Genomic DNA, 22,926 nt, shown 5'->3' on the forward strand with positions numbered 1-22,926 from the left:
GGTGGGGGTAACCACGCCTTCCGATTCACAGTGGGTCGGTTTGCTCGAATTTTTCCCGGAGATTCTCGTGCTGCTCGCGTAGCTCGTCGATCTGTTCCCGCAGCTCCTTTACGGCCACCGGCGCCGTGACCCGCTCGGCGTCGAGTTGCCCGAGCGACTTTTTGGCAGCGATGGCCTCTTTGCCAGCTTTCTCAGCCAGGTCGCTGAGCAGCGGCCGCGCGCGGCGGTCGCCCAATTCACCGAGCGCCTCGATCGCGCCCAATCGGACCGCAATCACGGGGTCTTGCAGCCGTTCGGTTAGGAACTCACGCACCGCGGTGGTGTCGTCCGCTTCGCTTCCGAGTCGGCCAACGGCTGGCAACGCCTCGCCGTAGCGCCGCCCCGGCAGGTCCGTGCGGCGGCTCCGCAGCGCCTCGAGAAGCGGCTCGACCAGCGACGGGTCGCGTCGGCGGCCGATCGCCCGCACCGCGGCGACGGCGAGTTGGTTCTGGAACGTATCGCCCTGGAGCGCCGCGACGAGCGATTCGGCCGCGATGTCGTCGGGATACTTGGCCAATCCGTGCAGCGCCTCGGCGACGATGTCGGGATTCTTCTCGTCCGATGCGACCGATCGCAGAGCGGCCTCTGCTTTGGCGTCGAAGAAGCTGGCGATGTCTTTCACGACGCGCAGCCGCACGCGCGCGTCGTCCTGTTCGCGGTTGGCGAGCAGGGCGTCAAGCGCCGCGGCCGTCCCCTGTTTGGCGAGGGCTTCGCTCGCGGCGTTCCGAACCCCGTAGAAGGCGTCGCTCTGCAGCGCCTTGGCTAGGGCGGCCGTCGCCTCCTTGTTTTCTTTCTCGCCCAAAGCCGCCGCCGCCCGTAGCCGACCGACGAGGTCGCCCGCGAGCTGCAGTTGCTTCTCAAGCATCTCCTGCGACGCCTTGTGCTTAACGTCTGCTAGGACCGTGTACAGCGGGTCGAAGCGAACCACGTCGGGCTTGCCCGGAAGCGTCAAGTAGAAATCCTGCTCGGCGTCGGTGACCTCGACGTTCCGATCCATCACTTCGGCGCCTACATGAACCCGCAGCATGACCGGGAACGTGAACGGCAGCGTCTCGACGGCCTCTTTTGGCGATTCCTGTTCGACCGTGACTTTCAACAGCTTCTCGTCGGCGAGCCACTTGTGCGACACCGTCAGCTTGGGGACGCCGCCGTGATAGACCCACTGATCGAAGAACGCATCAAGGGGCTTGCCGGAGACCTCTTCGAACGCCTGACGGAGGTCGTCGGTAACGACGCTCGAGAGGGCGTGCCGCTCAAGGTAGAGGCGGATCGCTTGGCGGTACAAATCGTCCCCGACCCGGCTGCGGAGCATGTGCAGCACCCAACTCCCCTTGGGGTACGCACGGAAGTCGAACTGGTCCCACGGCTCGGCGTAGCGGCGGTGGACGATTGGCCGCAGGTCCTTCTCGCTCGGCGGCAGGACGCGGGTCTGGGCGTCGATCCAGAGGCCATAGAGCAGCGCGTCGCGCCCTTCTTTGTGGCCCGCGTAGAGGTGCGTGTAGTAGGTGGCAAAGCCCTCATTGAGCCACAGGTGGCTCCAGTCCTTGCAGGTGACGTAGTCGCCGAACCACTGGTGCGCCAACTCGTGAGCGTCGAGCCCTTGCGAGCTGCGGATATTCTCGGTCTGGTCGGCAGCGAAGATCGTTTCGTGCGTGAGGGTCGTGAGGCTCGTGTTTTCCATCCCGCCCCAGTTGTAGTCGCGGATCGTGACTTGATCGTACTTGTCCCACGGATAGGCGACGCCAATCTCGGACTCGTAGAACTCAAGGATTTTGGCCGTGTCTTGGAACGAGTCGGCCGCCTCCTTGGCGAAGCCGGGCTGGGTGTAGAAACCAAGCGGCACGCCCGCCGCTTCGTCGGTCAGTCCGTGGAAGTAGCCCGCACAAAGGCAGACGAGGTAATTGACGTGCGGCTTGTCCTGCAGCCAATGAACGGTCTTAAGCTTGGAAGCATCGTCCACCTCCTCACCGACGCGTCGGCCGTTGGAGAGGACCGTCATCCCTGCGGGGACGTGGCAGATCACCTCGGTCGTAGAACGCTCGTTCGGGTAGTCGAAGCACGGGAACCAGTGGGGCGCCTCGTGGGTTTCGCCCTGGGTCCAAAGGTGGTCCTCCCCCGCCGGGTACCCCATGTCGGCGGTGCGGAAGTAGAGGCCCTTCTTCGGCTCGACCGTGTAGGTGATGGCGACGCTCACCACTTCGCCGGCCGGGATCGGCTCGGCGAACAGCAGCTGGAGCCGCTCGTCGGACGATGAGTGCTCGGCGAGCGGGCGGCTGGCCGAGACCTTCTCGATACGCAGAGCCACGGCGTTGAGCTCGACCAACCGGGTTGGTTTAGCGATCGGCGCAAAATCGATGGTCGTGGTGGCCCGGATCGACTTCGCCGCGAAATCCGGAGTGACATCGATCTTAATGTGCCGCACGTCGACGACCCGGTCGGGGGCGTACTGCGGCGCGTTCTTCGACCAGTCTTCGGCAGCCGCGGCGGCCGCTTGGCAGTAGCGACAGACGTGCTCCGCGTGCATCGCCTGAGCGATTGAGAGCAGGACGACGAGGGAAACGGCGGCTCGGAAGATGAACATACGGCAGGGACCGGGAGGGCGTTCGTCAGGTTCGCCCCACGATAAACGGCGGCCGCATGAGCCTCAACCAATGTGGGGATTGTCGCAGTCGAGGCGGTGCATCCGTTGGAACGTGTGCACGTCATCGACCCGGCCCATCACCACCAACGTGTCGTCGACCTCGAAACGGTCGTCCGGCGCGGGGTTGAAGACCATCGAGCCCTCGGCGCGACGGATGCCGATAATCATCAGGTTGTGCTGCTGGCGGGAGCCCGTCTCGCGGACCGTTTTGCCGACCAACGGGCTGCTGTCGGGGATACGCAGCTCTTCGAGATCGACGTCGATCTTCTCGTGGTTGGTGAAGTTCTCCAGCATCTCGGCCGCGTTGGGACGCGTCACAAGCGCCGCCATCCGCCGACCACCGATCACGGCCGGCAGCACGACCTGATCGGCGCCCGCCTGATGCAGCTTCTTCTCGGTGGCCACCTGTTCGCCGCGGGCGATGATCCTCAGCTTCGGCACCAAATTCCGCGCCGTGAGCGTCAGAAACACGTTGTCGGCGTCGCTCTGGAGGGCGATGACCATGGTCTCGGCTTCGCGGATCCCGGCTTGGAGGAGGGTCTCCTCTTCGGTGGCGTCACCGAGCATGGCGAGCATGCCTTCCTCGAGCGCCGCGGCGACAATATCAGGGTCCTTATCGACGACCACAAACGCCTTGTTCCGCCGCCGCAATTCCTTCGTGATCGTCTGTCCGAGCCGGCCGTAGCCGCAGACAATCGCGTGACGCTTGAGATGCTCGATCTTGTGTTCCATCCGACGGACCCCCAAAGCGTGTTCGATTTGCCCCTCGATCATCGACTGGATGATGAGGGCCACCAAGTAACCGACGCCGACGACGCCGAAAACAATGACGCCGATCGTGAAGATCTGCACCTCGGGGCGCGCCGAGCTGGTCTCGCCGTACCCCACCGTCGAAACGGAGATCACAAAGAAATAGATCGCGTCGAGCCAAGTGCAGCCCGTCAGCCACCGGTACCCAACGACCGAGACGACAAAGAACGCCCCGAGGAACGTCGCGCCGCGGCGGATGCGTTGAAGGAGAGGCAAGCGGACTTGGGGGCGTGATTTTCGGACAGCGGAACGCAGGTTAGAGCGTTCCGCCGACTCCTTCAATCCGGCATCCACCCGCTAGGTCCGGTAGTCGGCGTTCAGGCGGACGTACTCGGCCGTCAGGTCGGTCGTCCAGAAACGTGCGGTCGCTTGGCCTTCGCCGAGCAAGAGCAGCAGCAGCGTGTCGCGGCTGCCGGCGATGCTGTCCGAGACCGCTTTCTCGTCGAACTCGACCGGCGTCCCCTTCTCGTAGACCAGCATGCCGTTGATCAGCAGGGCGACCTCCTCCGGATCGAACGGAACGCCCGCGTAGCCGGCCGCCGAGACGATGCGTCCCCAGTTGGGGTCGGCGCCGGTGATCGCCGTCTTCACCAGCGGGCTATCGGCGATCGTCTTGCCGATGCGGATCGCGTCGTCCCGTGTCGCACAGCCGTGGACCTCGACGGTGATCAAGTGCGTGGCGCCCTCGCCGTCGGCCGGGATTGCGATCGCCAAGTCCTCGCAGACCTCCAAGAGCGTCGCCCGGAACAACGCCAGGTCGCGTCCCTCGAAAGCCTCGCCGCCGGCGGCGCCGTTCGCCATCAGGAGCACCGTGTCGTTGGTGCTCATGTGGCCGTCGACGCTGATGCAGTTGAAACTCTCGACGACCGAGTCGGAGAGAGCGGCCTGGGCGTCCGCCGGCGTCACGGGGGCGTCGGTCATCACCACCGCCAGCATCGTCGCCATGTTCGGGCCGATCATCGCGGCGCCCTTGGCGACCCCGGTCACCGTGATCGACCGGCCGCCGATCTCGACGGTCCGCGACCGGACCTTCGGCACGGTGTCGGTCGTCATGATGGCCCGCGACGCCCGCTCAACCGCCGGCGCGTCGGTCCCCAAGTCGGCGACGACCTGCGGGATCCCGGCCGCCAACTTGTCGATCGAAAGGTGCTCGCCAATGACGCCGGTCGACATCATCAGCACCTGTTCGGGGGCGACCCCTTCGGCGCCGCTGAGGGCTTCGGCCACGTGGGCCGTGACCCGCTCGGCGTCCTGCCGACCACGCTGGCCCGTGCAGGCGTTGGCGCAGCCCGAGTTGATGACGACCGCCCGCACCCGGTCGCTGGGGGTGCGCTCACGGTCGAGTTGCACCGGCGCCGCTTTGACGAGGTTCTGCGTGTAGACCCCCACCGCGCTCGCGGGCCGATCGCTCACCACCAGCGCCAGGTCGAGCTTCGACGTATCGGACTTCACGCCGCTATAGACGCCGCCCGCGCTGAACCCCGCAGGGAGCTGGAATTGGTTGTCCGCCATCGGCTTGGTTTCCGTTCTGGGGGGTCTCTCCGGGCGCTCACGCCTGCGGCTCGCCGGCGGGTGAGCCGCAGGCGTCGGCGCCCGGAGTTCTTAGATCAGCGCCGTGGACTCGTCGAAACCGCATATCAGGTTGAAGTTCTGCACCGCCGCGCCCGAGGCGCCCTTGATCAGGTTGTCGATGACGCTCACGAGCAGCACCTTGCCGCGGACCACCGTGGCGTAAATATGGCATCGGTTGGTGTGGGCGACGTGCTTGGTCGCCGGTGGCGTATCGACAATCGAGACAAAGCGCTCGCCGGCGTACGCTTCTTTCAGAGCCGTCACAACCGACTCCGGTGTGGCGTCACCCTTGGGCGTCGCGTAGATCGTGCTGAGGATGCCGCGGTCCATCGGCGTCAGATGCGGCGTGAACAGCACCTCGACCGACTGGTCGCTCGCCATCGAAAGCACGCGGTCGATCTCCGGCATGTGCCGGTGCGTGCCGACGCCGTAGGCGCTAAAGCTCTCGTTGCACTCGGGGTAGTGGAACGGCAGCTTGGGCGTGCGACCGGCGCCGCTGACGCCACTCTTGCTGTCGATGACAATCCCGTCGCGTTCGACAAGGCCCGCTCGCAGCAGCGGCGCGAGGGCAAGAATCGCCGACGTCGGGTAGCAACCCGGGTTGGCGACCAGCTTCGCGCCGATGATTTGGGTGCGGAACAGCTCGGGCAGGCCGTAGGGCGTCTCGCCGAGCCGCCCCGCGTCGGGGTGCTCGTGGGCGTACCACTTCTGGTACGTGGCGGCGTCGCCCAGCCGGTAGTCGGCGCTGAGGTCGACCACTTTCATGTCCCGCGACAGCAGGTCGGCACAGACCTCGGCGCTCGCGGCGTGGGGCAGGCACGTGAACGCGACGTCGGCCCGCTCGGCCACCTCGTCCGCCGACAGGTTCTCCAGCCGCAGGTCGAACGCCCCGGTCAGCTGGGGGTGAATCTCCGACAGGTGGGGCGCCTCGTCCTGGCGGGTCAGCAGCGCCGTCACCCGGGCCTCGGGGTGCCGAGCCAGCAATTTGAGCAGCTCGAGCCCCGTGTAGCCGCTGGCTCCGTAGATCGCGACCCTAGTCATTTACGCCCTTCTCGCCCGTGGAAAACGTGCCGATCGCAGAATCTTAATCGGGAAATCGCCGAATCGCTACGGTCGACTAAGTAATCAGCCGCTCGGCGATCACTCCCAGGATCCCGCGGGCGACCTGGTCCTTCGGCCCGCTGAACTGTCCGACGACGCCGCCGTCTGGCGTCAGCACCTCGACCTCGTTCTCGAGGGAGTTCATCGCCGCTACCCCGTTGGAGACCATCAGGTCGCAGTGCTTGCGTTCGAGCTTCGCCAGCGCCCGCAGCCGGTGGTCCTCCGCCTCGAGGGCGAACCCGACCACCCAGCGACCCGCTTTGACGGCGCCCAGCGACGCGACGACGTCCTCTGTCTCGACAAGCCGTAGCTCGAGAGGTTCGCCTGTCTTGGCGATCTTACCGGGCTCGACCCGCACGGGGCGGTAGTCACACGGGGCCGCGGCGCCGATCAGGCCGTCGCAGCGTTCGAACTCCGCCGTCGCCGCCTCGAGCATCTCTTCGGTCGAAACGACCGTCACTACGCGGCAGCCCTCGGGGTAGTCGACCTCAACCGGACCGGTAACGACGGTCACCTCGTGCCCGAGCTCCAACGCCGCCAGCGCCAGGCCGCGACCCATTCGTCCGCTAGACGCGTTCGTTAAATACCGAACCGCGTCGATGTACTGCCGCGTCGGTCCGGAGGTGATCAAGATTCTCGCCATGCGAGACACAGTAACCGATCACCGAAACAGCGTCACCGCGGGGCCCGCGGAGGGCGCGGAGAAGGGGGATGGGAATGGTTATCTCCGACAGGGCGAACCGACTCGCGAATCGGCTCGGGCGCTATCGGCCTTAACAGCAAGTATCCCAGCGGTCTCCGCGTCCACCGCGAGCTCCGCGGTGTCCGCCCTAGTTCTACCAAGTCTTTACACGGTGGCGCCAACAAAAGGCCCCGCCGCGACGATTTCTGGCGAAGCGACGTCTTCGTACTTGCGGAAGTTCTCGGCGAACAAGCCCGCTAGCTTCTGGGCCGTGGCGTCGTAGGCGGCGCCGTCGGCCCAAGAGTTGCGTGGCAGCAGGATGTCGCTCGGCACGTGCGAGCACTCCGACGGCACGGCGAGACCGAACACCGGGTCGGTCTCAGTCGGCGCCTTGGCCAGCGTCCCGTCGTGGATCGCGTTGATCACCGCCCGGGTATAGCCGAGGCTCATCCGCGAGCCGACGCCGTACGCGCCGCCGCTCCAGCCGGTGTTCACCAGGTACGCCTTCACGTCGTGCTCACGCATCTTCTTCGCTAGCAGCTCGGCGTAAACCGTCGGGTGCCAGACGAGGAACGGCGCTCCGAAGCAGGCCGAGAAGTTCGGCTTCGGCTCGGTGACGCCCACCTCGGTGCCGGCGACCTTCGCGGTGTAGCCGCTTATGAAGTGGTACATCGCCTGCTCCGGCGTGAGCAGGCTCACCGGAGGCAGCACGCCGAACGCGTCGCACGTCAGGAAGATGATGTTCCGCGGGTGCCGGCCGCGGCACGGGATCTGGGCGTGCGGGATGTACTCGATTGGGTAGGCGGCGCGGGTGTTCTCTGTCAGGGAACTGTCTTGGAAGTCGACGACGCGGGTCGCCGGGTCGAGCACCGTATTTTCGAGCACCGTGCCGAAGCGGATGGCGCCGTAGATCTCTGGCTCGCTCTTGGCCGACAGGTCGATGCACTTGGCGTAGCAACCCCCTTCGATGTTGAAGACGCCGTCGTCGCCCCAGCCGTGCTCGTCGTCGCCGATCAGGTCGCGATGCGGGTCGGCCGACAGGGTCGTCTTGCCCGTGCCCGAGAGGCCGAAGAAGAGCGAAACGTCGCCCTTCTTGCCTTCGTTGGCGGAGCAATGCATCGAGAGGACGCCCCGCTTCGGCAGCAAGTAGTTCATGATCGTGAAGACGCCCTTTTTCATCTCACCGGCGTACTCGGTGCCGAGGATGACGAACTCGCCCAGAGCGAAGTTGAGGGCTACGCTGGTCGGCGTCTCAACGCCATCGACCGTCGTATCGGCCGACTGCTGACCCGCGTTGAAGATGACGTACTCCGGCTCACCAAACTGGTTCGCCTCCTGCGCCGTCGGCCTAATCAGCATGTTGTTCATGAACAGCGCGTGGTACGGCCGCGAGCAGATGACCCGCACGCGGATCCGCTCTTTCGGGCTCCAGCCGGCGAAGGCGTCAACGACGTAGACTCGGTCGCACTGGTTCAGGTACTCGATCGCCCGCGTCCGGTTCTTCTGGAACGAGCTGGTCGAGAGCGGCAGGTTAACCGGGCCCCACCAGACGTCGTCGCGGCTAGTGGTCTCGTCGACGATCCGCTTGTCGAGTGGGCTGCGGCCCTTCTTCTCGCCCGAGTACGTGCAGAGGGCGCCGCTGGCGGCGATCTGAGCGCCGTCGTACTTCACCGCGTGCTCGTAGAGCTCGGCGGCGGACAGGTTCCGCAACACCTTGACGTTCTGGATGCCGTAACTTTCGAGGTTGATCTGATAAGGCATGACGCTCTCCTAGATTGATCGGCCCGTTGTGAATGACACCGTGCGATCGAAGGGGCGCCCGCGCCGCGCCGGTCTGCGGCGGCGCTCCTCGCCGGCTTCTTATAAAGTCAGCCGACCGTCTCGTGAAACGTATTGGTTAGCTCGTTACCTCACCCGTTTCATCGGCCAGTTTACCTTGCGGCGATCACAATGGGGATGCCTATTTGGCGTGGCATATCGCCGCACATGTCGAAAAGAAGAGGATCAGATCACCACCGGCTTGCCGAGCTCGCGCCGGATCGGCACGAACTGCCCGACGTGCATCATCGGGTGGCTGGCGGTGAGGATGCATACCGAGCCAACCGTTGGGAACATCTTCTTGAACCGCTCGCTTTCGTTCGGCCGGTCGAGGTCCGCCTCGCTCATCGTATCGAGCGCGGCTCGGGTCGCCGCGCGGACCTGGTCAAAGAGGGCCAGATACTCGTCTTTCGAGAGGAAGTTCGACGGCGTGTCGTCGCCGGTCGTGTCCTTGCTGTGCTTCTCGGCGAAGCCGGCGGGGAGTTCGGGGGCGGCGCCCGGCTTGAACATGTTCAGCAGGTTGCACTCCGCCGCGATCAGGTGCCCCAATTGCCAAGCGATGTGATTGCAACCGGGGTGGGGGCGACTCAGTAGCTCTTCGTCGGATAAGTCGCCGACGTAGCTCTTCAGCACCATGTCACTCGTGGCCGCTGTCGCCTGGATCGCCTGGATCGCGTTCATCGTCGTATCGCTCCTCTGAAGTAGGCCGGTCGAAGGGGCAAACCGAAGCGCCCGCACCGACGAGGATACGCGAAACCGGCGATCGGGGAAGCGTGCCCGGGCAAGGCGGTCAGCCGCCAAACGTGATCCACCGCACTCCCATGGCGATCGCGAGGCCGACGGCAAAACTCAGCAGCGTGCCGATCGTGATGTACTCCGCCTCAAGGCGATTCTTCTGGTCGGACAACTCGCCGAATCGGAAGATGCTCTTTGCCGCAATCAGAAACCCAACCGCCCCGAGGGCGTTACTCAAGACGAACAGATAAATCAGCAGTCGTTCGAGCCGGCCAATGACTTTTCCGCCGTCGGCGAAGCCGCGCGTCGAGGTAGGGATCACGTGCTGGCCTGCCGAGAGGCTTGTCTCGAGCTGCTCGTTCTTCTTACGCATCAACCGCGCAACGAGCCAGCCCGCAGGGAAGGTGACCATCCAGGCGCCGATGAGAATGACGACCCCATCGAGAACGCCATCGGGCAGCTGAGCGATCACTCGAAACAGGACCTGGAGCGGTGAGTCATGCATGGCTGCGGCCTCAGCAATAGGCACGAAACTAGTCAGCAGGTAAGCGCTATGGCGCTTACTTTTAATATGTAAGCGCCATAGCGCTTACCCACGAAGGGTCAGCGCTGGGGCGCTGACGGGGAAAAAATGCCTTCGTACTCGATGACCGCCAAGAGCACCGCGTCCCACCCGGCTTCGGCAAGATGGCGCCCGACCGTTTGCTTGCTGATAGCGGTTGGCCAAAGCTCGCCGATTCGGCTCCCCGGCCAATCACGCAGGGCCCCGCTCACCGCTCGGGCGCGGTTGGCCGTCCAGTTCGTCCGGATAAGAGCGTCGACGAGGCAAAAGACGAGCGACCAATGGCGCGAGGTCAAAGCATCGGCGCAGGCAAACCCAAGATTGGTTGAGCCATTCGCCATCTCGCCAAGTTCCCGGCCCGATAGCCGGAACGCCTCGCCGTCGGCCTGCTCGATATCGCCGTCAGGGACAAAGTCGACGCCACCGACGGCGATCGCCATCCGCGTATCGATATTCAACCCCGACGCTAACAGCGACGCACGGATGAAGAGCCCCACGCGGAGGGCGTCTGCTGGCGAAGCGAGCAAGACTCGCCAAGAGTCGCCGCCGAAGATCGAAATCGGCGTCAGCTTCTCGTCGCCGAACCAATCGACGAGCGTCGCGCTGACCTCGTGGATCAACGCCGGCAGCCGCTGGCGATCGGCGGAGGCGAGACTCGACGAGTCGATCACGTCGCCGGTGATGACCGCGTAATCTCTGCCGGGCTCGATCGGGAACATCAGTCGGCCTTCTTCGTCGCGCGTTTCGTGGCGCCCTTCGCCGTCTTCTTCTTGGTGGTCGACTTCTTCGTAGTCGATTTCTTCTTAGTCGCCGCCTTCTTGGTGGTCTTCTTCTTGGCCGATTTCTTTTTCTTGCTACCGCCGGCGGCGGCGCGGGCGGCGAGCAGGTTCAGCGCTTCGTTGAACGGCAGTTCTTCGGGGCTCTGTCCCTTCGGCAGCGACGCGTTCGACTCGCCGTCGGTGACGTACGGTCCGTACCGGCCGTCCATGATCTGGACCACGCCCTCGGTGACGGGTGACTTCTCTTCAAAAACCCGGAGCGGCGGCTTCGCGGCTCCCCTGCCCCGCTGCTTCGGCTGGTTCAGCAGCTCGATCGCTTGTTCGAGCGTGACGTCGAGCGGTGAGATGTCGGCCGGCAACGAACGGGTCTCACTGCCGCACTTCACGTAGGGCCCGTAGCGGCCGTTGAACGCTTCGATCGTCCCTTCGAGCTTCGGGTGATCGCCGACGACTCGCGGCAGGCTCAGGAGCTTGAGCGCCGTCTCGAAGTCGACGTCGTCGGGGTTCATCCCCTTCAGCAGCGACGCGTTCTTCGGCTTCTCTTCGTCCTCGGGCGTCCCCCGCATGATGTAGGGACCGAAGCGACCGACCTTCAGGTAGACCGGCTTGCCCGTCTCGGGGCAGGTGCCGAGCGGCTCCTCGGCTTTCTCGGCCTGGGCGAGCAGCTCGAGGGCGTAGGGGAGCTTCACCTCGTCGGGCGGCAGCTCGTCCGGCAGCGACGCGGTTTGCTCACCCTTCTCGACGAACGGCGAGTAGCGGCCCACGCGGACGAAAACTTCCACGCCATCGTCGGCTTTGCCGAGCGAGATGCGGCTGATGGCGCGGGCGTCGATCTCTTCGACTTTGTTGGCGAGCTGCTGCTTGAGGCCCGGCTTGCCGTTGCCGAAGTAGAAGTTCTTGAGGTAGTCGAGGCTGTTGCGCTCGCCACGGCTGATCGCGTCGAGGTCGTCCTCCATCTGTGCGGTGAACTGGTAGTCGACCAGGCCTGTCAGATGGTCCTCGAGCAACTTAATGACCGAGAAGGCGACCCACGTCGGAACCAACGCCCCGCCTTTCTTGAACACGTAGTTCCGCGCGAGGATCGTGTCGATAATCGACGCGTACGTGCTCGGCCGGCCGATGCCTTTCTCCTCGAGCGCCTTGGTTAACGCCGCTTCGCTGTAACGGCCGGGCGCCTGGGTCGTGTGATCCTTGGCGACGATCGAGACACAGTCGAGCCCTTCGCCGACCGTGACGCTCGGCAGCGTCTTCTCTTGGTCGGCAAGCTCTGCGTCGGGATCGTCCGACCCCTCGACATAGGCCCGCAAGTATCCCGGGAAGTCGATCGTCTTGCCGCTGACCGTGAAGACGCACCCCTCGCCTTCGATCGTCACGACGATCCGGCGGCCCTGGGAGTTTTCCATCTGGCTGGCGATGGTCCGCTTCCAGACGAGGTCGAAGATCTTGAACTCGTCGGAGCCGAGCTGCGACTTCAGCACCGACGGCACCGCGAACGGCGTGCCCGCGGGACGGATCGCCTCGTGCGCCTCCTGAGCGTTCTTCACCTTCGAGCTGTAGGTGCGGGGCTCGGCCGGCAAGAACTTGTCGCCGTACTCGCTCTTCACCAGGTTGCGAGCTTCCTCGACCGCCATCTTCGACAGATTCGTCGAGTCGGTACGCATGTAGGTGATGTGGCCGTTCTCATAGAGGGCCTGCGCCACCTGCATCGTCCGCCGGGCGGTGAACCCGAGCTTGCGGTTCGCCTCTTGCTGCAGCGTGCTGGTCGTGAACGGGGCGTACGGTTTGGTCGTGTACGGCTTCTCTTCGACGCTGGCGACACGGAACTCGCCGGTGCGGAGCCGTTCGGCCAGTTGCTCGGCGGCGGGGCCGTCGAGCAGCAACAGGGCGTCGTTCTTGAGTTTGCCGGTGTTCTGGTCGAAGTTGCTGCCGTTGGGCAGCTTGCGGCCGTCGACCGAGACAATCGTTGTTTCGAGCTGCTGCTTGGCGTCGCCCTTCTTGGCAAAGACGCCGAGCAAGTCCCACCACGTGGCGGAGACGAAGGCCATCCGTTCGCGTTCGCGATCGACGATCATCCGCACCGCGACGCTCTGCACGCGCCCGGCGGAGAGCTTGGGGCGCACCTTCCGCCACAGCAGCGGGGAGACCTCGTAACCGTACAGGCGGTCGAGGATCCGGCGGGTCTCTTGGGCGCGGACCATCCCGTCATCGACGTCGCGCGGCGTCTTGATCGCTTCTTGGATGGCTTCTTTGGTGATCTCGTGGAACACCAGCCGATGGACCGGCACCTTGGGCTGCAGCAGCTCGAGAAGATGCCAGCTGATCGCCTCCCCCTCGCGGTCTTCGTCCGTCGCCAGGTAGAGGGTGTCGGCCTTCTTGAGCTGGTCCTTCAACAGCTTGATCTGCTTCGACTTGCCGGGCGAGACGACGTAGATCGGCTCGAAGTCTTTGTCGACGTTCACGCCGAGGCTGGCCCACTTCTCGCCCTTGTACTTGGCGGGGATCTGCGCGGCGCCCTGCGGCAAGTCACGGACGTGGCCCACCGACGCTTCGACGGTGAACCCCGCGCCCAGGTACTTGCCAATCGTCTTCGCCTTGGCGGGCGATTCGACGATCACCAGGGCGTTGCCCTGGCCGGCGGAGGCGGCGGCTTTCTTTTTGGCCATCAGGTGTCGCGAGCGAGGGGACGCGTCTCTAGTGGGGGGTCGGGTCGGTATTGGCTGTGTATCAGACAGACAGCTGCTAGCAGCCCAGCCGCTGGAAAAAACGACCGGTTCGGAGGGTTCTGACGGCAGCAAGCGACCGCCAGCCGGCCGCGCAACCGCTCCAGCCGCGCCGAATGCTACGCCGCCCCGCGGCTGCTGGCGACGGCAAGCCGGCAGATTCGTCGCCGCCGTGGGGTCCTCAGCTCGACGACACTCGCTGCTGGGATTGCGTTTGCGTCGAAAACGCCAGACAATCCCTGGCTTCACTTGTCGCCGACGGCCGCAGCCCGACGGCCGCAGCAAGGTGCGGCGACTCGTCAACCGCTGTCAAGTCCGGGAGTGTCTGTCGGGGCCAGCCCCGGTAGCACCCTGTCCGCGAGAGCACCCCCGAAACGAAAGTCCGGCAAAGCCAGCCCCGCTGGCGGCGCCTTAACGATCCGTGTCGCTCGGATGCGACACAAAGCCACGAGAAAACCGCGGACCCCCCCTCCTCGAGGGGCGCCGGTTCGCTAGGAGCTAGCCGCTGATGGCCACCCCCCTGAGCGCGTTTAATAAGTACTCCGGCGTCCTGATGGCCGTCATGTGCGTGCTGCTGATGTTCGCCTTTGTCGTCGCCGACCCGCTGATGCAGTACGCCGGCGGTGGTTCCGGCGGCTCTTCCGGGGACAACCAAGTGGTCGCCACCTGGAACGGAGGACGCGTCAACGAGCGCCAGCTCGAGCAGGCGGTCGTCCACCGCAACATCCTTTCGGCGTTCCAACAGGCCGTCTACGAAGTCGGCACCCGCGACGCGATGGAGGATGGCGCCCAGGACCTTGGCCTCCGGGTGCAACCGATCGACCTTCCCCGTTCCCGCGAGCAAGGGGTCGAGCAGTCGGTTGTCCGCACTAAAATATTCGCCGAACGGGCCCGCGAAGCCGGCATGGTGGTTAGCGACGACATGATCGTCGACTACCTCCGCGCACTCGGCCGCGACCGGGTCAGCAACGACCAGATGCGGGAAATCCTCTCGCGCATGAACGCGGGCAACGGCCGTCGCGCGACGATCTCGTTCGTCTTCGACCTGTTGCGCGAAGCGATGCTCGCCAACAACTACCTCGCCAGCCACGCCTACGTTTTCCAGACGATCCTCCCCGAAGAGCGGTGGGAAGACTGGAAGAAGGTCAACGAGCGCGTCGTTGTAGAAGCCGCCCCGCTGCCGATCGAAGCGTTTCTCGACGAGGCGCCCGAGCCGACCGACGCCGAGGTCGAGGCTTTCTTCGAAGAGTACCGTGGCCGCGAGCCAACCACCGAAGTCCTCACCGGCTACGGCAACGTGGAGCTCCCGTCGGCCAAGCCCGCCTTCGCGACGCCGCCACGGGTGAAGCTCGCCTACCTGCGGGCCGACTTCGCCGCGGCGGTGGAGCAGGCGACCGCCGAGGTCACCGACGAGCAGATCGCCCAATTCTACGAGGACAATAAGGAGAGCTTTATCCAGGCCGACCGTGGACTCTTCGGCGACGACGGCCTGCTCGGATCGAGCGAACTGACAGAAGACGAGTCGTCCGACACCGCCGAATCGGACACCGACGAGATGGATAACGCCGCGGACGAGGAGGCAATGGAAGAAGAGGCGGCCGAAGCACCCGCCGCAGAAGAGACGACCGAAGAGGCGACTGAAGAAGCCGAAACGCCCGCCGACGAAGCCGCCCCGACCGAGTCGAACAACCCGCTCCGCAACCGCGAAGCGGTTGAGGAGGAAGAGGAAGAAGAGGAGGAAAAGAACGCTTCTGACACCGCCGAGCCAGCGGCGGAACCAGCGGAAGAAGAGACGTCCGACGCGGATGACTCGGTCTACCAGCCGCTCGAGGAAGTGAAGGACGAGATCCGCCGCCGGCTCGCGATTGAGCTCGCCGCGAAACAGATCATGGACAAGATGAACCGTGTGAAGTCGACGCTTGACGACGACTTCGCCGAGTTCTTCGACAAGCAACTCGAGGCCGAAGCGGCTGGCGGTGAAGGCAAGGCGCCGGCAGCCCCTGAGTCGCTCACCAATCTCAAGCCGCTCGCCGAGGCCGAAGCCCTCGAACTTGTAGAAATGGACCAGGCGTCGCAGATGGAGCTTCGCGACACCGAGGTCGGTCGTTCGCGGAACACCGACTCGTCCGACGCCAACGCCCTACCCGGCTGGTACCTCGCCTTCCGTAGCGAGGATGTCGACCGCTACCAGCCGGTGCTGACGCGCGACGCCGACGGCAATCACTACTTAATGGTGGTCACCGAGCGTTACCCGGCCGTCATCCCGAAGCTGGAAGACGTCCGCGACCAAGTCGTCGCCGCTTGGAAGCGCGACAAGGCGGCGGAGATCGCCCTGAAGAAGGCGGAGGAGCTCGCCAAACAAGCGACCGAGAAGGGAGGCTCGTTAGCCGAGCTGCTCGCCGATCAGGAGGACGCCCCGGTCAAGGCCGACGACGTCCTCGAGACCGACGCCTTCAGCCTGCTGACGATCGGCCCGGTGGCGCCCAACGCCCGCCAGGTGCCGCTGCGACTCAGCCAGCCCGAACCGCTGGTGGCCCCCGGTCCCGACCTGCTGCAAGCGGTGTTCGAACTGAAGCCGGGCGCGGTTGGCGCCGAGTTGAACCACGACCACTCGATCGCCTACGTGCTGCGTATCGCCGAGCGGATCGGCGCCGAGGACGAACTCCGCCGCGAGTTCCTCCGCGACGGCGACCGCTGGGTAGGCGGCGACGCGCTCAACCAAGGCCGCGCCCAGGGCAAGATCCTCGCGCTGATCGGCAACCTGCTCGACGAGTCGGGCCTCGATTGGGATCGGACGCCGGATCAGCTGCAGTAGTAGTAAATCGGGCCGCCAGAGGGTCGATCAAGCCTGTAGGGCTTACAGACGACAGCCCAGGGCAACGCCCTGGGTACTCTGGACCGACCGCAAAAAGAGCCCTGAAGGGGCGCCGGAGATGGCGCCCCTTCAGGGCTTCGGTTTTTTTGCTACCAGCGTCCCAGGGCGGCGCCCTGGGCTATCGTCCTTCGGCCCTTCAGGCCGAGGCGGAAGGGATTAGCCACGACGCGGCTTGAGAATCACGGTCGACAGCGGCGGCAGCGTTAGCTCGACCGACGCCGGGCGGGCTTGGGCGCCACGGCTGGTGGCCATCACGCCGCCCGAGTTGCCGACGTCGCTCCCGCCGAAGTAGGTCGAGTCGCTGTTGCTGATCTCTTCGTAGAAGCAGACCTCAGGGACGCCCAGCTTGTACCCGTGGCGGGGCACCGGCGTGAAGTTGCTCACGGAGATGACGTAGTCGCTCGGGTCTTTGCCCTTCCGCATGAAGGCGAGGATGCTGTCCTCGTGGTTGTGGCAGTCGATCCACTCGAAGCCTTCGCTGTCGAAGTCCACCTCGTAGAGCGCGGGCTCGTTTTGGTAGAGGTGGTTGAGGTGCGCGACGTAGTTCTGCAGCCCCTGGTGGGAGCTCCACTGCAACAGGTCCCACTGCAGCGACGTGTTGTAGTTCCACTCGTTCCACTGGCCGAACTCGCAGCCCATGAAGGTGAGCTTCTTGCCGGGGTGCGTCCACATGTAGCCGTAGAGCAGCCGTAGGTTGGCGAACTTCTGCCAGATGTCGCCCGGCATTTGATCGAGCAGCGAGCCCTTGCCGTGCACCACTTCGTCGTGGCTGAACGGCAGGCAGAAGTTCTCGGTGAACGCGTAGATCAGCGAGAACGTGAGTTCGTCGTGGTGGTACTTGCGGTGGATCGCCTCGTGGCGGAAGTACCGCAACGTGTCGTTCATCCAGCCCATGTTCCACTTCAGCGTAAAGCCGAGGCCGCCCAGGTAGGTGGGGCGTGAGACGCCGCCCCAGGCGGTCGACTCCTCGGCGATCGTCATAACGCCGGGGTGCCGCTCGTGGACCACTTCGTTGAAGGTCTTGAAGAAGTCGATCGCTTCAAGGTTCTCACGGCCGCCGTACTTGTTGGGGATCCACTCGCCCCCTTCGCGGCTGTAATCGAGGTAGAGCATCGACGCGACGGCGTCGACCCGGAGGCCGTCGATGTGGTACTTGTCGCACCAGAACAGAGCGTTGGCGAGCAAGAAGCCCGCCACCTCGTTGCGGCCGTAGTTGAAGATCATCGTCCCCCAGTCGGGGTGCTCGCCCTGACGGGGGTCTTCATGCTCGTACATCGCCGTGCCGTCGAAGAGACGCAGGCCGTGCTCATCCTTCGGGAAGTGCGCGGGGACCCAGTCGATGATGACGCCGATGCCCGCCTGATGGAGCGCGTCGACGAAGGCCATCAGGTCCTCGGGGCGGCCGTACCGGCTCGTGGCGGCGAAGTAGCCGACGGTCTGGTAGCCCCAACTGCCCGTGAAGGGGTGCTCGCTGACGGGCATCAGCTCGACGTGCGTGTAGCCCATCCGCTGGCAGTACTCGACCAGCTGCGGGGCGATCTCGCCGTAGCTGAGCCAGCGATCGGGGTCCGCCGGATCACGGCGCCAACTCCCCAGGTGCAGCTCGTAAATACTCTGCGGGGCGTCGAGGCCGTTCCGCTCAACGCGGTTGGCCATCCACTCGGCGTCGTTCCACTGGTGAATCGACAGGTCGGTGACGATGTTTGCGGTCCGCGGCGGCACCTCGGCGGCGAACGCGTACGGATCGCACTTCTCGACGACGGCGCCCCCCTTCTGTTTGACGGCGAACTTGTAGAGCGTCCCCGCGTCGATCCCCGGGACGAACAACTCCCAGATGCCGCTCGGGATGCGTTTACGCATCGGGTGGGTTGCCCGGCTCCAACCGTTGAAGTCGCCGATGACGCTGATCCCCTCGGCGTTGGGCGCCCAGACAGCGAAGTTCACGCCGAGCACGCCGTCGATCTCACGCTGGTGCGCGCCGAGACGCTCGTAGGCGTCGTAGTGCGTCCCCTCGTGGAGCAGGTGCAGGTCGTAGTCGGTCAGCAGAGGCTGAAACGCGTAGGGGTCGTGCATGGTCTTTCGCCCGCCGTTAGCATCAGAAACGCGGAATTGATATTCACTGGCCTTCGCCGTCTTCCCAGCCACTCTATCTTCAATGGGACAGATGGCTTCGTACAGACCCGACGGATGAATCCGCCGCATCGGGCGCGACCGCCCTTGAGCGGGGTCGACCAGCCACATCTGCTTTGAATCAGGCTGAAACGCCCGCACCGCCAGGGCGCGGCGGCCCTGATCCACGACCTCGTGAGGCCCAAGAATATCAAAAGGGTTTTCGTGCCGGCCTTCGGTCAAAGCGCCGATGGCGTCGAGGGAAACTTGAGTTCGCACGGGTTGCATCCTTCGCAGAGCGTGGGCGGGTCGTCGTGAGGGAGGGGTCGCAGCGTTCTATTTCGAGGGCTCAGCAGGCAACCGAGACCGGTTCGGCTAGCCGCACTCGGCGGCGTGAGCGGGGGGTTCGGACGATCACCATGGCCGGTGAGTCGGGCCGACCTTCGATCCAGCTCTCTGTTTCGGGGAGGCGGTCCGCGGCGGCCGGGCGCGTCACGCGGCGGGCGAAGTGTGGCCGTGGCGGCGACGACCGCTCGGCCGGCTGGTCGAACCGCCAGCTCCGGCAATGGACGGTGTGGTAGCGCAGCGCCTGATCGACCCGTTGCCAGAGGTCGGCGTCGCGGATCGGCGTCAGGCGGCCGAAACGCTCCCAGCGCCAGTGGTTGTTCCGCCACTCGTTGAGGCCACGCGTTAGCCCCCGCAGGACGGTCGCCGATCGGGTGACAACCGTCACGTCGGCGGGCTGGTCGAGCGCCTCGAGTCCCCGAACCATCGCCAAGAGGACCAGGCGGTCGTCGTCGGCCCCTTCTTCCGAGTCGCAGGCGGCGACCGTCACCGACGCGTCGGCCGCGTGCAGAGCGAATCGCCACAGCGCGCCGTCGCCGGCTTGCTCGGTCTCGGCGATCAGGACGAAACGTGGTCGCGATGCCTGCATGGGGAGTCTGGTCACACGGGGGGAGGGCAGGCGGCGAGCGGGCGGACGGTCCGCGGTAGCTTGCCGTGCTAGCGTCATCGGCGCTCGCGACGCGTTTTCTCCAGACTTCCTATTCGGCAAACCTTTACGGGACAATTGGGAGGGTTACGCGGGCGTCCGGCGTGGTTCTCGGCAGTCTGGTCGGCAAAAAAGTTTCCGTCCGGCGTCGCGCCGATTTCAGGAGTAGATTTCCCATGGCCGCGTGGCGAAGTCCTCCGCAAGTTGTGAGACCGCCTCTTCCCACGCCCGCAACGACAGGCCCCCGCGAACCTCTCTCGGAAGGGAAGGGCTGACTCCCCGTGGAACTCGAACTTTCACTGGTCCGTTCCGGCGTCGTGTCGGCCGACGACTACGTCGAGGCCCTCGGCCGTCGTGACGAAGAGCGTCCGCCGCTTGGTCAGGTGGCCATTGAGGAAGGCCTCCTTGGTGTTCGCCAAGTGCTCGATGTCATCCGCACCCAGCACGCCTCGCCCGACCGCCGCTTCGGCGAAATCGCGGTCGAGAAGGGTTACCTGACGGCCGATCAGGTCGCCCAACTCTTGCTCGTCCAGCAGGGGCGGCAACGTTCCGTCATCCAGCACTTGGTCGAGCTGGGTAGCGTTTCGTTCGAGCAGGCGGCGGAGATCGCCCGCCAGCGTCCTCGGGCCGTTCCGCTCGCGACAGAGTTGGGGCTAGGAACCGAGCCCGTGGTCGAGCCTGAAACCCAGCTGGCGTAAGCCCGCCGTGTCAGCCGACCCGGTCGATCGCTTCGTGGATCATGTCCGGCAGCGCCCGCAGCGACCGAGCGTCGTCCGCCAGACGTGGATGAACGAATAGCCGCACCCGTTTGACGTAATCATCGAACTGCTCGCGGGCGAGCGTGCGGACCATCGGCGAAATCTCGCCCAGCCGGCGGTAGACGCCCGAATGCGAATCGCGCACCTCGATGTCGAATTCGACCTCGAGCTCTGTCGGGGGGGCGTCGAACAGCACCTCGTGCGGAGCGACGACCCGCGACATCGCGCGGCTCATCACCCCGGCGAACTCCTCAGCGCAGCGGACCAGCCACGGGTACGGGCGCCGCGCCACGCGGCGGTACAGCTCGGGCGACTCGAACAGGCTGTACTGGGTCAGTCGTTTGTAGAGCCGCCGTGTCGGGCCAAAGAGCCCGCCGAGCAACTCCGCGGCGGGGCCGTCGCCGGCGGCCTCCATGAGCGTGGCGATGAACGGCTGCTCGGTCTGACGGAACAGGGCGTCGAGGTCGACGCCGCGGTAGACCTGGAAGAAGGCCCGCTGGAACATGGCCGTCGCGGACCGGACCGCGTGGTGCCAGTAAACCTCGCTGAACATCACATAGCGGGCGAAGACCATCATCTCGGCGGCGGTCTTGCCTTTCTCGGTGATCGCGACGCCGTCCCCCGCTTCGTTCAGACAGAGGCTCCGCACCAACCGCGAGCGGTCGAAGTGCTGGCCGTACGGCACGCCGGCGTGGAGGCTGTCACGGACCAGGTAGTCCGCCTTGTCGACGTCGATGGGCCCGGAGAGCAGCGACTGCAGCACCCTGCCCCGTCGGTCGGTCGGCTTGCCCGAGAGCAACGCCACCACGTCGCGCGGGTTCACGCCCCAGTCGTCCCGCAAGGCGTCGGCGATCTCGCCCTCCAGCAGGAAGCTGTTCGCGAATAGCTCGTGGTCGGGCGTCTGCGGCAGACGGATGTCTTCGATCGGGTGACAGAACGGCCAGTGCCCCAGGTCGTGCAGCAACGCGGCGGCTAAGAAGAGCTCGGCGTCCTCGGGCCGCACCAGGGCGGCGAAGCGCTCGTCGCTCGCCAAGCTGTGGAGGTACTCGATCGCCGTTCGGTAGACGCCCAGCGAGTGCTCGTGACGCGTGTGGTTGGCGGCCGGGTAGACCTGCGAAACCAGTCCCAGTTGGCTGATCCGCGTGAGCCGCCGAAACTCGGGCGTGTCGATCAGCTGCCGCACGCGCGGCGTGATCGGCACATCGACCCCGGGGGGGATCCGGACAAGCCCCGTCGCCGACCCGTAGAGGCCGCGGATTTCGGCGATATCGAGCAGCGAGGACATGGGGGCGGGTTTAAAATCGTCGGGCGGGTTGGTTGGGGATTCACTCCGGGCGCTGACGCTTACGGCTCGCCATCCATCGAGCTGGTGAGCCGGAAGCGTCAGCGCCCGGAGCGCACCACGAAACGCAATCCACGCGCTTCCGAATTACCCCCCGTCCCCCGTCACGAGCCCCGGCAGCGCGGGGAGCGCCATCACCACGCGGAGCAGCACCGTTAGCACGAAGTAGAGTGAGCAGTGGAAGAACGCCATAAACGGCTCGAGGTCGAGCGAAGCGAACGACCCGAAAGTCGCGATGCCAACCGCCACACCCGCCGCAAGGAGCATCTGCCAAGGCTGCAAGCCGACCGTCTGCCAGTCGGAGTCCCCCAGCTGGCCGGCGAGGTGGTAGTAGACGTACCACGCGATCGCAAAGACGACGCCAGCGATGGCCGACCGCAGCCAGAGGACGCCGCCCCGGTGCGGCTCCAGCTCAGAATCCCGTAGGAAGCCGTACCCGGCCCACGCGACCAGCGGCCCCAGCAGAACGGCGCCACCGGCGAGCACGGGCCACGAGTCGGCTTGCTCCGAACCACGCAGCAGGAACGCGGCGACCAGCGCAAGCAGCGCGACGATCCCGACCCCGGTGGCGATCAGCGGATCGAACGCCCCGTCCTTCCGCTTCGACGTTTTAAGGACCGAACGGCCCTTCGCGTCGGTCGGGCCGTCCGGTTTGGGAGCATGGATCACGACCTCTTGGTCGGCATCCGGAATCGTGATCGGCTTCTTGCAGGCTGGGCACGGGCCCGTCTTGCCGGCGTGCTCGTCCGCAACCGTGAATCGCTTCAGACAGCTCGGGCAGGTGACGTTGATCGCCATGGAAACAAGCAGAGGTGAGCAGGCGGAAGATCAGTCCGGCGGGCGGGGCCGCATCCGACCCAGGCCCTTCAAGGTGCTTTTCAACTCATCGGGTCGAACGACTTCAGCTCGTCCTCGTTAATCGTGTGGAAGCCCTTGGCGAGGAGGGTCTCGGTCGCGTGTTCGATGTTGTCGACCATCAACGCCACCGCCGGCCGGCCATTCGGCCTCACCAGCAGCGGGTAGACCTGGGTGATGTTCACCTCGGCGGCGAGCAGCGCGGTGCAGACCTGCAGCATCGGCTGGTTGGTCGCCTGTAGCTCGACACCGATCAGGTCCGACTCGACGATCGCGAGGCCGGCCCGCTCGAGGATCTCGCGGCCCGCCTCGGGGTCGCTGAGCAAAAACCTCACCAGGGCGCACTCGGTCGAGTCGCTGATCGTCAAAGCGACGATCCGCACCTGACTCCCTTCGAATCGCCGGACCACGCTCATCAGTTGCCCAACACGGTTCTCGAGAAAGACCGTGAACTGACGGATAGACGGGTAATCCCGCCCGCGGGCGGTAAGGTCTTGGGTGATCGAGCCGTCGCCGATGCTCATGCGGGGGATCCGT

At 65.3% G+C, this 22,926-nt stretch carries 17 protein-coding genes; 2 read left to right on the top strand and 15 right to left on the bottom strand.

The window, feature by feature from the left end; all coding sequences use genetic code 11:
- Positions 1 to 25 precede the first annotated feature (25 nt).
- From Pla108_RS14455 to topA, 10 genes are all read right to left on the bottom strand, one after another.
- A complete protein-coding gene (locus Pla108_RS14455; RefSeq protein ID WP_146445683.1) occupies positions 26 to 2,620 on the bottom strand; it encodes a M1 family aminopeptidase in 2,595 nt (864 codons plus the stop codon).
- A gap of 63 nt (positions 2,621 to 2,683) precedes the next feature.
- Positions 2,684 to 3,706: a potassium channel family protein gene (locus Pla108_RS14460; protein WP_197526572.1), complete on the bottom strand. Its 1,023-nt coding sequence runs from the start codon at positions 3,704 to 3,706 to the stop codon at positions 2,684 to 2,686.
- An 81-nt stretch (positions 3,707 to 3,787) separates the two neighbouring features.
- Entirely contained in the window at positions 3,788 to 5,002 is a 1,215-nt protein-coding gene (gene argJ / locus Pla108_RS14465; protein WP_146445685.1) for a bifunctional glutamate N-acetyltransferase/amino-acid acetyltransferase ArgJ, read from the bottom strand.
- Positions 5,003 to 5,092: 90 nt separating this feature from the next.
- Positions 5,093 to 6,103: an N-acetyl-gamma-glutamyl-phosphate reductase gene (gene argC, locus Pla108_RS14470; RefSeq protein WP_146445686.1), complete on the bottom strand. Its 1,011-nt coding sequence runs from the start codon at positions 6,101 to 6,103 to the stop codon at positions 5,093 to 5,095.
- A gap of 76 nt (positions 6,104 to 6,179) precedes the next feature.
- Positions 6,180 to 6,806 carry a phosphopantothenoylcysteine decarboxylase domain-containing protein gene (locus Pla108_RS14475; RefSeq protein WP_146445687.1) on the bottom strand — a complete coding sequence of 209 codons (627 nt, stop codon included), beginning with the start codon at positions 6,804 to 6,806 and terminating at the stop codon, positions 6,180 to 6,182.
- 204 nt (positions 6,807 to 7,010) lie between these two features.
- Entirely contained in the window at positions 7,011 to 8,606 is a 1,596-nt protein-coding gene (pckA, locus tag Pla108_RS14480) for a phosphoenolpyruvate carboxykinase (ATP) (RefSeq protein ID WP_146445688.1), read from the bottom strand.
- 243 nt (positions 8,607 to 8,849) lie between these two features.
- Complete coding sequence (locus tag Pla108_RS14485) at positions 8,850 to 9,344, bottom strand: DinB family protein (RefSeq protein ID WP_146445689.1); 495 nt, start codon at positions 9,342 to 9,344, stop codon at positions 8,850 to 8,852.
- Positions 9,345 to 9,453: 109 nt separating this feature from the next.
- A complete protein-coding gene (locus Pla108_RS21020; protein ID WP_197526573.1) occupies positions 9,454 to 9,903 on the bottom strand; it encodes a hypothetical protein in 450 nt (149 codons plus the stop codon).
- Positions 9,904 to 10,001: 98 nt separating this feature from the next.
- Positions 10,002 to 10,679 (bottom strand): hypothetical protein, encoded by a 678-nt coding sequence (locus tag Pla108_RS14495; RefSeq protein WP_146445690.1) that lies wholly within the window; start codon positions 10,677 to 10,679, stop codon positions 10,002 to 10,004.
- Positions 10,679 to 13,402 (bottom strand): type I DNA topoisomerase, encoded by a 2,724-nt coding sequence (gene topA / locus Pla108_RS14500; RefSeq protein WP_146445691.1) that lies wholly within the window; start codon positions 13,400 to 13,402, stop codon positions 10,679 to 10,681. Before topA ends, Pla108_RS14495 begins: the two co-directional genes overlap by 1 nt.
- A 565-nt stretch (positions 13,403 to 13,967) precedes the next feature.
- On the opposite strand from topA, the gene Pla108_RS14505 reads away from it, so the two are divergent.
- Positions 13,968 to 16,274 carry a hypothetical protein gene (locus Pla108_RS14505; RefSeq protein ID WP_146445692.1) on the top strand — a complete coding sequence of 769 codons (2,307 nt, stop codon included), beginning with the start codon at positions 13,968 to 13,970 and terminating at the stop codon, positions 16,272 to 16,274.
- A gap of 216 nt (positions 16,275 to 16,490) precedes the next feature.
- On the opposite strand, the gene glgB is transcribed toward Pla108_RS14505, so the two are convergent.
- A complete protein-coding gene (glgB, locus tag Pla108_RS14510) occupies positions 16,491 to 18,722 on the bottom strand; it encodes a 1,4-alpha-glucan branching protein GlgB (protein WP_146445693.1) in 2,232 nt (743 codons plus the stop codon).
- Positions 18,723 to 18,792: 70 nt separating this feature from the next.
- Positions 18,793 to 19,377: an RNase H family protein gene (locus tag Pla108_RS14515; RefSeq protein ID WP_197526574.1), complete on the bottom strand. Its 585-nt coding sequence runs from the start codon at positions 19,375 to 19,377 to the stop codon at positions 18,793 to 18,795.
- A 338-nt stretch (positions 19,378 to 19,715) separates the two neighbouring features.
- Here Pla108_RS14515 and Pla108_RS14520 point away from each other — a divergent pair, with 338 nt between their 5' ends.
- Positions 19,716 to 20,132, top strand: a complete 417-nt coding sequence (locus Pla108_RS14520) for a hypothetical protein (protein WP_146445695.1) — start codon at positions 19,716 to 19,718, stop codon at positions 20,130 to 20,132.
- A 10-nt stretch (positions 20,133 to 20,142) separates the two neighbouring features.
- Here Pla108_RS14520 and Pla108_RS14525 read toward each other — a convergent pair whose 3' ends face one another.
- From Pla108_RS14525 to Pla108_RS14535, 3 genes are all read right to left on the bottom strand, one after another.
- A complete protein-coding gene (locus tag Pla108_RS14525; protein ID WP_146445696.1) occupies positions 20,143 to 21,477 on the bottom strand; it encodes an HD domain-containing protein in 1,335 nt (444 codons plus the stop codon).
- A 144-nt stretch (positions 21,478 to 21,621) separates the two neighbouring features.
- Complete coding sequence (locus Pla108_RS14530) at positions 21,622 to 22,332, bottom strand: hypothetical protein (protein WP_146445697.1); 711 nt, start codon at positions 22,330 to 22,332, stop codon at positions 21,622 to 21,624.
- Between the two features lie 80 nt (positions 22,333 to 22,412).
- A complete protein-coding gene (locus Pla108_RS14535) occupies positions 22,413 to 22,913 on the bottom strand; it encodes an acetolactate synthase (protein WP_146445698.1) in 501 nt (166 codons plus the stop codon).
- Positions 22,914 to 22,926: the final 13 nt, after the last annotated feature.

It is taken from the genome of Botrimarina colliarenosi, assembly GCF_007859955.1.
In the GTDB taxonomy this organism is placed as follows: Bacteria; Planctomycetota; Planctomycetia; order Pirellulales; family Lacipirellulaceae; genus Botrimarina; species Botrimarina colliarenosi.